Consider the following 13656-nt stretch of genomic DNA (forward strand, 5'->3'; position numbering starts at 1 on the left):
GCTGTACAGTAAGGTTACTACCGTTCTTACTGACCTTCCTTTGCATGAGACTGCTTAAAAAGAAAGTGAACGCCATGGCTCTCATTTTTTGCGCTATTCGCAATTGGTATTATTGGATACGCTCTCGGTGTCTTGGCTTGAATAATTCTTAAAACTATTTGGTCAAGGAGTTATCCATCACCGGGGATAGGCTTTCATTATAAGGCGTTTTGAACTGATTTATAAAATAGTTATAAAGGGAGTGAACAAGATGAGGAGTAAAAATATGAATCGGATTTGTTCTTTAGCACTTAGTATCATCTTATTATTATCTTTAACTTCATTCACGAAAGCGTTTGCATCAGATCCAGGATATTATCAGGAAACGTACCGCAATCAATTTCATTTTTCTCCCGAGGCCAACTGGTTGAACGATCCCAATGGAATGGTTTATTACAAGGGTGAATATCATTTATTTTACCAAAATTATCCATATGGAACGACATGGGGACCGATGCATTGGGGGCATGCTGTGAGTAGAGACCTTGTTCATTGGGAACATCTACCTATTGCACTTTCTCCTGATATCCACGGACAGATTTTTTCCGGAAGCACTGTAATCGACTGGGGAAATACAGCCGGCTTTGGAAAGGAAGCAATGGTAGCCATCTTTACCCATTCAGGTGATAAGGGTCAGGTTCAAAGCATTGCTTACAGCTTGGATAAAGGGAGAACATGGAAAAAGTATGAAGGGAATCCGGTAATGCCTGAACCTCCCGCTGCCGATTGGCGCGATCCCAAAGTATTTTGGCATGAACAATCCAATCAGTGGGTGATGTCGTTAGTTGCTAACAATAAGGTGATGTTCTATACTTCTCCCAATTTAAAAAATTGGACTTATGCCAGTGAATTTGGTCCAGATGGTGGAATACAGGCCAATAGTCTGGATTCCACTTCTTACGCGATTTCCTCACAAGAAGGTGGATCATTCAACTATGAGGGCGACATTACCCTTAATGCAAAAAATGGCCGGGAAGGATCAGGAGGACTGGTTTTTCGTTCTGATCAGCGTGCGGCCAACGGCTATGTAGTCAATCTAGATGCCAAAAATGATCGCGTAACTTTAACTAAAAATAGGAATGGAGAAAGCATTGAACTTGGGGCCAGTTCTTTGCGCCTGGATACTTCATCTACCTATCATTTACAAATTGTAACAGATAGACATCACATTCAGGTTTTTGTAAACAACCAATCGGTTATCGAACAAACGGATGATGAATTTGTATACGGCTACTATGGGTTAACCGCATGGAATTCAACAGCCTCTTTTCGAAATGTGAAATTCAATAATACATCAAACTTTGTGACCAATTTGTCAAAATGGACTGTTGTAAGCGGTTCCTGGGAAGACACCGTGAAAGGAATGACCGGGACTTCCGCGGTGAATTCATATGTAATGAGCGGGCAAGCCGGGGAAAACTTTCGATATCAGGCGAACATTGAATTATCGGATGGCGGAGATGAAATCGGCTCACTTGTTTTTCGGGCAGATGCCGAGGTGAGAAATGGATATATGGCGAGCCTCGACGCTCACAACGATAAAATAAAATTGATGAAGCTTGAGGACGGGAAGCAATCAGTTCTGGCCGAGGCCACTGTATCTCTCGCTACGTATACGGATTACCCTTTAGAGGTGAGGACCTATGGAGAGAATATAAAAGTATATTTAGATGGTAAACTTACTCAGGATGTAAATGATTCTACCTTTTCCTCCGGCGTTTTCGGCTTGCATTTGGCGAATTCCTCTGTGCTCTTCCAGAATGTTCAGTTGGGCAAAAATATCATCACAGAGGAGAATGAAATACTTAACCATGATTTTGAAACAGGGAATCTGACTGGGTGGACCAGTGTACAAGGGGAAGCATTTACTAATGACCATGTAACAGATCGAAAGGATTGGTGGGGTGGAACTTTCGACCAGCAAGGCAAGTATCATCTATGGGGGTTTTCCGATAGTCACAAGGGGGATGATGCTACTGGAGAACTGCATTCATCCTATTTCAAACTGGGTGGCTCCGGAGAGATTAACCTGATGATGGGCGGAGGCAAAGACGTCAGCAACCGTTATTTATCGTTAGTCAGAGCTTCTGACGATCAGGAATTGCTTCGTCAAACAAATACGAAATCCGAAAAGGAAATGTATAGCAGATACGTATGGGATGCTTCCAATTATATTGGTGAAGTGCTATATATCAAAGCTATAGACAATGCAACGGGACGTTGGGGGCATATCAACCTGGATGATATCAATGTTTATAATGACAAACCAATTCCGGAAGACGTTGACCAGGTTGCACAAGAGCCGGAAAAAGGCAATTTGCCACAAAGTGGCCTCATAACGGATTGGTCTGCCGTCTCAGGTTCGTGGATACCTTCTACAAACGGAAGTATAGGCGGCGTATGGGAATGTCCTGCATTAATTGAATTGCCTATTGATGGCGACCCTTCAAAAAAGAAATGGGTTCTGCAGGTAAGTATAAATCCGGGAGGACCTGCAGGCGGATCCGGAATGCAATATTTTGTAGGAAGCTTTGATGGGAAAACCTTCACCAATGAGAATTCTTCCGACCAAATATTATGGTCCGATTATGGAGCTGATTATTATGCCGGTGTGGAGTGGAGCGGAATTGAAGGGGAGAAGGGCGAGAAATACTGGCTTGGCTGGATGAGTAACTGGACTTATGCTCAAGATACACCTACTTCAACATGGAGAAGTTCCATGTCACTGCCGCGAATGATGGAACTGACCCAGACAGAGGAAGGGTTACGCTTAAAACAAACACCAATTTCTCTGGCCGGCATTCGTGCTGAAACAAAGGGAATTTCATATATAAATGAAAAGATTAAGGGAGAAAGCGACCTCCTATCCAACTTTTCTGACGATACATTTGAAATGATTGCAGAGTTTGATCTTTCCAACACCGAAGCAACTGAGTTTGGTTTTAAGGTTCGTAAAGGAACTGAGGAATATACAACGGTCGGGTATGATGTCTACAATGAAAAGCTGTTCGTTGACCGTACGAATTCCGGGAATTATGATTTCGGACCTGATATCACAAATAAACATGAGGGCCCGCTGAAGGCTTTAAACGGTACGGTGAAAATGCATATTTTTGTTGACCGGTCAGCGCTGGAGGTGTTCGGGAATAATGGAGAAACAGTGATAACTGACCAAATATTCCCTCAATCTTCGAGTAAAGGAATGCAAATCTACAGTAAGGGCGGGGATGTGGAATTAAAGTCTTTAAAAATATTTCCGTTAAAAAGTGTCTGGAAAACGCCCCCATCTAGTGTCTCCGTACTGTCAGATTGGACGACGATCAGCGGCAAATGGGCGGATACTATTAATGGAAAACAGGGGCAGGGCGTAGGGGATGCGTTTATTCTGGCAAGTAATTTCGGTGAGAACTTTATATATGAAGCGGACATTAAAGTGCCGGATACAGATTCGCATCCCGATGATCCTGAAAAAGATAACATAGAAAACCCCATCGGCGCAGGTGCCTTGGTCTTTCGTTCAGACCCTACGGCAAAAAATGCGTATGCAATTAATCTGGATGTAAAGAATAATGTAGTTAAGTTGATGAAATTTGTTAAAGGGACCGGTAGTGATCTTGCCATCTACAATAATGACGCGAAGCTGAAACTACGGACAAATCAGGATTATCACCTCAAAATTGTAGCTGTCGGGGATACCATAAAGGCTTATTTGGACGGACAACTGGTAATTGATACCAAAGACCAAAGTTACACACGAGGATACTTTGGGTTAAATGTAAGGGGTACAACAGCATTCTTTAATAGTGTTCGAATAATATCAAGTTCCAATTCCGGCCATTCCGGTGGCAATTCTCAGAACAACAAGGGTAGCGACAGCCAGGCGGTAAAGCTGCCAGTCAAGGCATCTATTCCGGCTTCCGCCACTTCAGGAATACTGGAGTATGCTCCGGGTATTACACAAAAGGCTGATGGCAGGAAAGAAGCCGCAGTGGTCGTGGATGATCTTACTTTGCTTAAAGCTTTGCCGGTAAGAAAAGGTTCTGCACTAACTTTGCATGTGAAAGCTGCTGGGGCTGACGTGGTTATCGTTGAGCTGACCAGCATGGCCAATAAGCTTTGGAGCGAGCATCGAACTCTGGATCTTCAGTTAATTACAGAACTGGGGACGTACACCCTTCCAGCCAGCAGGGTGAATAGAAATACCTCACCTTCCAATAGCGTGCCAGGGCTGCGAATTACGTTATCCAAGGCAACAATGCAGCAAAATGCGGCTATTCAAGAAGCGGCTGTAAAAGCGGGCGCAACCGTGGAAACGACTCCTATAGACTTCAAGGCTGAAGCAGTAACGGGCAGTACAACAACCGCTCTTGATTTCGGTGATACCTATGTGAGCCGGACACTTCCGCTTTCATCAGCGATGGACCCAAATCGTTCCACCGCAGTTTGCTACGACGAAGCCAGAAGGAAACTTATCTTTGTACCGAGCATTTTTCGGGCTGGGGATGATGGAGCCTCCGTTGAAATAAAGCATAATTCCAATGGTGTATATACCGTTGTCAACAGCAGCCCAACCTTCGGTGATTTACCAGCTGGGTACTGGGGCAAAGCCGACATAGAGCTGCTTGCCGCAAAAGGAATTGTTGTCGGTTCGATAAAAGGAATATTTGAGCCATCCAGGCCTGTTACCCGCGCCGAATTTGCCGCTATGCTTGTTCATGCACTTGGGCTTAAAGAACGGGCGACTCCAGCCTTTAGGGATGTAGTCAAGGGTTCATGGTACAGCGGATATCTCAGCGCAGCCTATTCAGCTGGGCTGGTCAAAGGTTATGAAGACGGTGCTTTTCGTCCTGAATCGGGAATTAGCCGCCAGGAGATGGCTCTACTTGTCCATCAAGCATTACAATATACCGGGTATGTCTCAGTCAACAGCAAAAATGGGCAATCGCTAGATGGATATGCCGACCGCTCGTCTATCGCGGTTTGGGCGCAAAATGCAGTAGCTGCTGTTACAGCTCAGGGCATCGCACAAGGTATGGACACTGGACACTATGAGCCACATGCAACAACTACCCGCGCCGAGGCGGCAGTTATGATAAAACGTTTGCTTCAAAAGATTGAATTTATCAATAAATAGGCAAAATGAATAAAGTCCCCGGACTCTTAATGCAATATGCATGCGGACCGGGGACTTGCTATGTGAAATACACAATATAAGCAATTTGCTTATCTTTATAAAAATACTTAAAAACACTTAACAAAAAGCGTCTAATCGCTTATAGTGAATATAGGGATAGGGGGGGGCTTTATATTTACCAAGAGGAACGACTTTTAAAAATTTTGGAGTATCTCCAAAGCCGTAACCAATTATCAAATTCGGAAATTTGTAATTTATTGAACATCTCGAGAGATACGGCAAGAAGGGATATTATTAAGCTTGTTCACGAAGGGGGGGTTATCAGAACCCATGGAGGTATTGCCTTGCCCTTATTAAAAGAAGAAATAAGAGCCTACAAGGAACGTGTAACTTCAGCAACAAAGCAAAAGATGCTCATTGCAAAAGCAGCTTCCGCGCACATCGCTGACGGAGATGTTTGTTTCATGGATGTATCGACTACCATTCAACTGCTCTGTGGGCAATTGGACAAGAATCTCACGGTTTATACACACTCGTTGGATAATGCAGAAGCTTTATCAGCAAAAAGTGAAATTAACATAAACTTGCTCGGGGGCAAATTTAATCATGAAAACCGTTTTTTTTATGACCATTACACGGCTATGCAGTTGAACGATGTTTTTTTTGACAAAGCTTTTTTAGGAGCTGCCGCCATCATGGAAGACGGAGTGTATTTTGCAAACCGTGATGATGCTTTAGTTAAAAAGCTGGTATCGGGACGTGCCAGAGAAGTATTTTTACTTGCTGATTACAAAAAATTTAATTTAACAAGCCCGTTTAAAGGCCTGAATTTTTCCGAAATTGATATTCTAATTACAAATCAGGATGCACCGGAGCACTCATTGCTGATGTTGCAGGATAGCGGAGTAGAAATTATCAAGGCGCTTGAGGAAGAATCGTGATAAATAATCGCAAGGGAGCCATCGGCCATGATACAAGCAATCTTTAGCGATATTGACGGGACGTTGTTAAATTCAAAACATCAAATTACGTCCGACACCAAAAATACAATCCAAAAAGTTGTGGGAAGAAATATCCCTTTTGTACTTGTTTCAGCGAGAATGCCAAGCGGCATTTTTCCTCTTCAGCAAGAGCTCAATATTCACGCTCCCGTCATTTGTTATAGCGGTGCTCTAATATTGGGCGGCAACAGGGAAATCCTTCATAGCATCTGTTTATCGAAAAAGAGCATTAAACGAATATATGATATTGTAATGGATCATTATCCTTCTATCAGTTTTAACTTGTATGGACATGACCAGTGGATCGTTGGCAACATTCAAAATCCTTGGGTAATTCAGGAAGCGGAAATTATTAATGGCTCCCCCATACAGAGGTTACTCCCCTCATATATAGAAGAAGATCATGATATTCACAAAATTTTATGCATGGGAGATCCCGAAGACATTGAGCGGCTTGTACAACAAATCAATAAAGAAGTTACTGGTATCAGTGTTTATAAATCCAAGGGAACTTATCTGGAAATTATGGATGAGATGGTGTCCAAATCGTATGCCATTCAGGAGCTCGAGGGGATATTTAATATTACTTATCGTGAATCGATGGCCATTGGAGACAACTATAATGACATGGATATGATTTTGTACGCAGGCCTTGGGATTGCAATGGGAAATGCGCCGGAGGAAGTTAAGAAAATTGCCGACAGGGTCACATCGAGCAATGATGAAGACGGTTTGAAAATAGGCTTGGAGGAATACATTTTGTCCGTTTGAAATGATCCAGTGACATTGGATATCCAAACACCAAAAGACGGTAGGCATTGGAAATAGAAGAGAGGGGTTAACTAGTTACTTATTTCGAATAGCAGGAGGCAACCTGACAACAGAGTATTATGGATTTTCTTCTAGACCTATGATGCCTATCGCAGCTAAAATGCTATTTTCCAAAGAAGTGCTAAAAGAGGGTGCACGCCTCATCCAACAACTAAAAGTATCGAAGGATGATATCAGGATACTAAAACTCTATAATATGATGGCAGTAACTTAACAATGTTTTGTTTTAATTAGGTTAATTAGGCAAGCGCTTTCTCGTTCTGTCGACTGTCATTGTTTACAATGCCTGAATAGTTGGTCGAATTATCATTTTACTCATAGATGTATCATCAGGATCATTTATTGCATTAGCAATAGCTTTGCAATCCGATCAGGATAAATGCTAAGTCTGCAATATGAATTATAATGGTTTATGAGAATATCTGAGTTAATTAAAGATGAAAAGTTTTTGGCAATCGAAAAAAATCCTGACCTGCCTTATATAAAAGAAAACGACTACGTAGGATAAGTACTCGTTTTCTTTTGATTAAACTCCCTCGATATGTTTTAGTTTCTCACTTCATCTTCAAAAGAATGACTAAAAAGGTATCCAGCGACCTTAGAGATCGTCGGACACCTTTTGCTGTTCTTACGCTTCATTCCTTGATTCAACCTTGCGCTACGAAACGATTAACTTCTTCCAACGACGGCAAGGCTGCAATCGCTCCAACTTTAGTGCACACGATGGCGCCGACTTGATTGGCAAGTGTCACAAATTCCTGCTGCTGCTTCGCGTTGGAGGTAAATGCCTTAGGCTGACTCAGCTGGCTGATTTGATACAGCATTGCTCCGACGAAGGCATCTCCGGCACCAGTAGAGTCGATCGATTTGACAGCGATACTGCCGATTAACGAACGGGAGGCACCACTTGAGATGAGGGTTCCTTCTTTCCCCAAGGTAACCGCCACCGTCTTGGCTCCCAACCCATGCAAAAGATCCAATGAAGCATCGCGGTCAGCCAGCCCTGTAATGATGTTTAATTCCTCTTCGCTTACCTTTACCAAATCCGCATTGTGTATTCCTCTTCTGGACAGTGTGATAAATTCCCCCTGCCTGTCTTTCCAGAGGTCCCCCCGGTAATTGGGATCAAAGGAGGTGAATTGCCCGTTGGCCTTCGCTCCATCCAATAAAGACAAATACGCTTCTCGGAAAGGATCGGCGAGCAAGGCCGTTGCCGATCCAAAATGCAGAATGGCAGCCTGTCGGGTCCATTCTCTATCAATGTCCTGCAGAGACAGTTGACGGTCAGCTCCCCGGTTGAACACGAAATCCCGTTCGCCGTTAGCGGCAAGGGAAACAAAGGCCAGTGTAGTCGGCGTTGACGGATCAAAAAGGAGCATGGACGTATCCACATGCTGCTCATCCAACGTTTGCTTCAGGTACATGCCAAAGGGATCAGCCCCGACTTTCCCCAAGAATGACGCTTTTCCTCCGAGCTTGGCTACGGCTGCGCTTACATTTGCCGGAGCGCCGCCGGCCTGCTTGGAGAAATGCTGACCCTTGGCAAGATTAACATCAATATCCGTGCAGAAAAAATCAATGAGCAACTCGCCCACACAAAGAACCGTTCTGTCATTTTTCACTTTGATTCACCTCTTGGTAGATTTAGTTTAGAACAGGGGTCGAGTCCCGGTATACGATATCCGTTGCAACATGAGTCACTCGGTATGGCATGGTATTGTCTTTGATTCTGGACAATAACATTTCGGCTGAAATAATCCCCATCTGACTACTGTAAATATGCACGGTTGTAAGATGAGGCTCGACAACCCGGGATTCCAAAGCATCATCGAACCCGCAGACAGCAATATCTTCCGGGACTTTAATCCCTTTGTTTTTCAAAGATTTGATCACGCTGATGGCAATGAAATCATTGGCACAAATAAAGACGGAGGGACATTCCCTCAGGGCATCCAACTGCTGTTCCATCCAGTTCTCCTCTAGAACGAAGTTGCGGTCAGGCGCTACAATGCTATGGGCAGGATCTACGGCGATTCCTGCTTCTGCTAAGGCCTTATTAAATCCGGTCCAGCGTTCATTAAAACTTTTGCAGTGATTGTAATCGCCTACAAAACCGAAGCTTTCATAGCCATAATCGATTAATTTCCGGGTAACACAGTATGTGCTGTGTTCATTTTCCATTAATACTAGATCCGCCTTCAATTCTGGATACATCATATCCGCAGCGCAATCAATAAAAATGGTTGGGATGCCAAGATCTGTGATCAGCTTGCTGTATTCCTTGCTGAACATTTCGATGCAGAAGATGCCAGCCACATTCGAAGGTTCAAAATTGCCGGGTAGGGTCATCGAATTGATATCATTCTCACGGACAAAATAAATAGATAAAGTATAGCCCTGTTTGCTGATTTCCTTCTCCAGTCCGCTAATCAACAATGATCCAAAGTGTGAGCTATTAGGAAGATTACAGGTCAAAAGTGCGATATTGCCTTGTTTTTCAGAAGCTGTTTCCATATAAGAAAATTGTTTGTATTTAAGCTCCATTGCTTTTTTGACCACCTTGTCCCTAGTAACGGCGGGAATACTCTCCACTCCATTAAGCGCCTTGGAGGCAGTGTTTCTGGAAATCCCCAAGGCATCAGCGATATCTTGTATCGTAACCTTTGACTTTCTCGTCATATTGTTCACCTTATTCTCCGAATTAAGATTCTTCATATTTCTAAATATATAGTATTTTCATGGTTTTAACAATGTATTTATTCAAATGAACAATGTGAGTTTACGTTTGTTTATTTATATTGTGTATTTTTGATATATTTTTGCTAAAAACATTATAATTATCTTGAAATACGCTTTTCGAATGAATTTTTCACCCGAAATATATTGACTAATTAAATGTACATCTGATAAATTGTAAGAGTAAAAATGTTCAAATGTAAATTGTAAGCCCATTCATTTTGGGAATGTGTAAAATTCTCGTTCTGTTGGAGGTGTGGATATTACAAGCAAGTATTTGAAAAACATCTTGGTTAATTATGTCAGAGAGATGACATAACATGGCTTATATTTTGTGTCGTATAACAAGCCGTGAACAGTAGGAGGGAAAATATTGGCAAATTCGATCGTTCAAAAAAGGGGACTAAAGGCTTCAGAAACAAAAAAAAGAAACCATTGGTTAAGCTATATGCTTCGAAATTATATATTGTATTTGTTTCTGCTTCCGTCCATAATTCTTACCGTCATTTTCAAGTATGTTCCCATGTACGGCTCGATCATTGCGTTTAAAAATTTCAGCCCAAGAAAAGGCATCCTCGGCAGCGAATGGGTTGGATTTGAACATTTTCAGCGGTTTCTTTCATCACCAAATTTTTATGACATTTTAATGAATACGCTTAAATTAAGCGCTTACGGTCTTATTCTCGGCTTCCCAGTACCAATCATTCTGGCCTTAATGCTAAATCTGGTCAGAGGAGCGAAGTTCAAGAAGAATATTCAGCTTATTGTATACGCACCTAACTTCATCTCGGTTGTTGTTGTTGCCGGTATGCTGTTTGTTTTTCTATCGCCAGCTGGAATAGTGAACGCTTTGGTAACAACCTTCACCGACAAGCCGATTGCTTTTATGACTGATCCTGCCTATTTCCGAACGGTATATATTTTGTCCGGTATATGGCAAACAGCGGGCTGGTCCTCTATTATTTATGTGGCCACCTTAGCCAATGTGGACCCGCAGTTGCATGACGCTGCAACAATTGATGGCGCTTCATTGATGAAGAGAATCTTCCACATTGATCTGCCAGCTCTTAAACCCGTCATGGCCGTCCTGTTCATTCTCGCTGCAGGAGGTATTATGTCGATCGGCTATGAAAAGGCTTACCTGATGCAGACTGCTCTGAACACACCTACCTCGGAAATCATCGCGACTTACGTATACAAGGTGGGGTTGCAATCCGGCGATTATGCTTATTCTACGGCAATCGGGTTGTTCAATTCCGTAATTAATGTATTCCTGTTGATTTTCGTAAATACCGTCGTCAAGAAGCTGAACGAAGGAGAAGGGCTGTATTAAAGAAGGAGGTATTTATGGATATTCATTACACCGGGAAGGACCGGATTCTGCTCATCATCAATTATATTCTACTTGGTTTGTTTGTTCTCGCTATTCTGTTACCGCTGGTTTATGTGGTGCTTTCGTCCTTTTTAACTCCAAATACCCTGATTACCAAAGGGTTTGCCATTACATCATCAGACTGGACACTCACGGGATATGCCAAAATCCTAAGCAACAGTGCCATGATCCGCGGTTTTTTTAATGCTATTTTTTATTCAGCAGCCTTTGCGTTCGCAACCGTATTATTTTCCGTCTTAGCGGCTTATCCGCTTGCGATTGAAGAGTTGGTAGGGAAACGGTCCATTATGATCTTTTTCCTGATAACGATGTTTTTCGGTGGCGGTCTAATTCCTACCTATCTGGTGATTAAGGATTTAGGCATGTTGAATACGGTCTGGGCCATTATTCTGCCCGGCTCGATCAGCGTATTCAATATTATTCTGGCAAAGACTTATTTCCAGGGACTTCCGAAAGAACTGTTCCAGGCGGCGAGTATAGACGGAGCTTCCGAGCTCAGTATTTTCTTTAAAATCGTCCTGCCGCTTTCCAAGCCTATTATTTTTGTTCTAGCTTTATACGCTTTTGTCGGACAGTGGAATTCTTATTTCGACGCCATGATTTATCTGGATGATCCGAAGCTGTTTCCGCTTCAACTAGTACTGCGCTCCATTTTGATACAGAATCAGGTTCAGCCCGGCATGATTGCCGATGCGATGGCACAAGCGGAGCTTAAGAAATTGTCTGAAATGATTAAGTACTCTGCCATTGTCATATCAAGTTTGCCTTTGATTGTCATGTATCCATTCTTCCAGAAGTATTTCGAAAAGGGTGTCATGGTAGGTTCGATCAAATAACAAATCGGGGGAATAGAGATGAAAAAAACATTACTAACCTTGTCTGTGTTGGCACTTTCTACTTCACTGCTTGCCGGATGTGGCGGTTCAGGCAATAATTCTGCGGCATCCGAAGATTACAAGCTGGAAAATGTTACTCTGCCGCTTAAAGAGAAAGTTACTTTGCATTTTATGACTCAAAGCTCGCCGCTGGCACCTTCCGATCCAAATGAAAAGTTGATTTATAAAAGACTGGAAGAAAAAACAGGGGTGCATATCGATTTTACCAACTTCACCTCCGATTCCTTCATTGAAAAAAGAAACCTTGCTGTTGCCAGTGGTGATCTTCCAGATGCCATACTGGATGCCATATATTCCGATTACGATTTGTTGAATCTGGGAAAGGATGGGACTATTATCCCTGTAGAAGATTTGATTCAAAAATATATGCCGAATCTGCAGAAGGTATTGAAGGAAGCACCTGAGTACAGATCCATGATAACCGCACAGGACGGGCACATTTATGCCTTTCCTTGGATTGAAGAGCTGGGTTCTGAGAAGGAGAGCATTCATTCTGTAAATGGCATGCCATGGATCAATGTGGAGTGGCTGAAAAAGCTGGGACTTAAAATGCCAAAAACCACCGAGGATTTAAAAAAAGTTCTGCTCGCATTTAAAAATGGCGACCCTAACGGAAATGGCCAAGCGGATGAAATCCCGCTGTCCTTTATACTCAATAACGGCAATGAGGACCTGAATTTTCTGTTCGGATCATTCGGTCTTGGGGACAACGGCGATCATACGGTAGTGACCAATGATGGGAAAGTGGTCTTCACTGCCGATCAGGATGGTTATAAAGAGGGGATTAAATATCTTAATGAGCTGTATAAGCTGAACCTGATCGACGAAGAGTCATTCGAGCAGGATTACAATACGTATCTGGCCAAAGGCCAGAATGAAAAATATGGTCTCTACTTTCAATGGGATAAGGCGAACATCTCAGGAGATAACGATAAATATGAATTGATGAATCCGCTCGCCGGGCCAAGCGGTGAAGTCAATGTGACCCGCACGAACAATCTCGGCTTTGACCGGGGGAAAATGGTGATTACCAGTGACAACAAAAATCTTGAGCTTACGGCAAAATGGATTGACCAACTGTATGATCCTATCCAGTCCGTTCAGGACAACTGGGGCACCTACGGCGACAAAACTCAGCAGAACATTTTTGAATACGATGAAGCGAGTCATATGCTGAAGCATCTTCCGCTTAAGGGAGCGGCCCCTGTCGAGCTGCGGCAAAAAACGAATATCGGCGGTCCATTGGCAATTCTTGACGAGTATTACGGAAAAGTAACGACCAAGCCCGATGATGCAGTGGGACGGCTTAAGCTCATGAAGGAAAGACTCGTTCCTTATATGAAGGCTGACCATAATTTCCCGAAAGTCTTCTTCTCGCTGGAGGATCAGAAGCAGATCTCCACATTGGAAACCGATTTGTTTGCTTACGTTAGCCGCAAGCGGGCTGAATGGATCAAGACGGGTAAAGTGGAAGAAGAATGGGCCGAATATAAAGCCGAGCTGTCCAGACTGGGACTAGATAAATGGCTGAAAATCAAACAAAAAGGCTATGACAGATATCTTAAAGATCAAGGCTGAAACATTTAATTGGTAGTATCTCAAATTCATTTGCAAACGAGCAAACTC

At 42.9% G+C, this 13656-nt stretch carries 8 protein-coding genes and 1 pseudogene; 7 read left to right on the forward strand and 2 right to left on the reverse strand.

The window, feature by feature from the left end; translation table 11 throughout:
• Nucleotides 1-265 precede the first annotated feature (265 nt).
• From ACUYLD_RS02785 to ACUYLD_RS02800, 4 genes and pseudogenes are all read left to right on the forward strand, one after another.
• A pseudogene (locus tag ACUYLD_RS02785) lies at nucleotides 266-1312 on the forward strand (glycoside hydrolase family 32 protein); the annotation flags it as partial.
• A gap of 864 nt (nucleotides 1313-2176) precedes the next feature.
• Nucleotides 2177-5173: a GH32 C-terminal domain-containing protein gene (locus ACUYLD_RS02790; protein WP_446674576.1), complete on the forward strand. Its 2997-nt coding sequence runs from the start codon at nucleotides 2177-2179 to the stop codon at nucleotides 5171-5173.
• A 200-nt stretch (nucleotides 5174-5373) separates the two neighbouring features.
• Nucleotides 5374-6114 (forward strand): DeoR/GlpR family DNA-binding transcription regulator, encoded by a 741-nt coding sequence (locus ACUYLD_RS02795; RefSeq protein WP_257785386.1) that lies wholly within the window; start codon nucleotides 5374-5376, stop codon nucleotides 6112-6114.
• A 27-nt stretch (nucleotides 6115-6141) separates the two neighbouring features.
• Entirely contained in the window at nucleotides 6142-6945 is an 804-nt protein-coding gene (locus ACUYLD_RS02800; RefSeq protein WP_165176075.1) for a Cof-type HAD-IIB family hydrolase, read from the forward strand.
• 707 nt (nucleotides 6946-7652) lie between these two features.
• On the opposite strand, the gene ACUYLD_RS02805 is transcribed toward ACUYLD_RS02800, so the two are convergent.
• Together ACUYLD_RS02805 and ACUYLD_RS02810 are read right to left on the reverse strand one after the other, a co-directional pair.
• Nucleotides 7653-8627, reverse strand: a complete 975-nt coding sequence (locus tag ACUYLD_RS02805) for a carbohydrate kinase family protein (RefSeq protein WP_069291553.1) — start codon at nucleotides 8625-8627, stop codon at nucleotides 7653-7655.
• 22 nt (nucleotides 8628-8649) lie between these two features.
• Nucleotides 8650-9684 carry a LacI family DNA-binding transcriptional regulator gene (locus tag ACUYLD_RS02810; RefSeq protein ID WP_061831435.1) on the reverse strand — a complete coding sequence of 345 codons (1035 nt, stop codon included), beginning with the start codon at nucleotides 9682-9684 and terminating at the stop codon, nucleotides 8650-8652.
• Nucleotides 9685-10189: 505 nt separating this feature from the next.
• On the opposite strand from ACUYLD_RS02810, the gene ACUYLD_RS02815 reads away from it, so the two are divergent.
• From ACUYLD_RS02815 to ACUYLD_RS02825, 3 genes are read left to right on the forward strand one after another with little or no spacing between them, the layout of a single operon-like run.
• On the forward strand, nucleotides 10190-11074 hold the full coding sequence (locus ACUYLD_RS02815) for an ABC transporter permease (RefSeq protein ID WP_254349534.1): 885 nt from the start codon (nucleotides 10190-10192) through the stop codon (nucleotides 11072-11074).
• A 14-nt stretch (nucleotides 11075-11088) separates the two neighbouring features.
• On the forward strand, nucleotides 11089-11970 hold the full coding sequence (locus ACUYLD_RS02820) for a carbohydrate ABC transporter permease (RefSeq protein ID WP_250261906.1): 882 nt from the start codon (nucleotides 11089-11091) through the stop codon (nucleotides 11968-11970).
• An 18-nt stretch (nucleotides 11971-11988) separates the two neighbouring features.
• Nucleotides 11989-13608 (forward strand): ABC transporter substrate-binding protein, encoded by a 1620-nt coding sequence (locus tag ACUYLD_RS02825; protein ID WP_254349323.1) that lies wholly within the window; start codon nucleotides 11989-11991, stop codon nucleotides 13606-13608.
• Nucleotides 13609-13656 lie beyond the last annotated feature (48 nt).

This window comes from Paenibacillus sp. SER-28, from assembly GCF_052906305.1.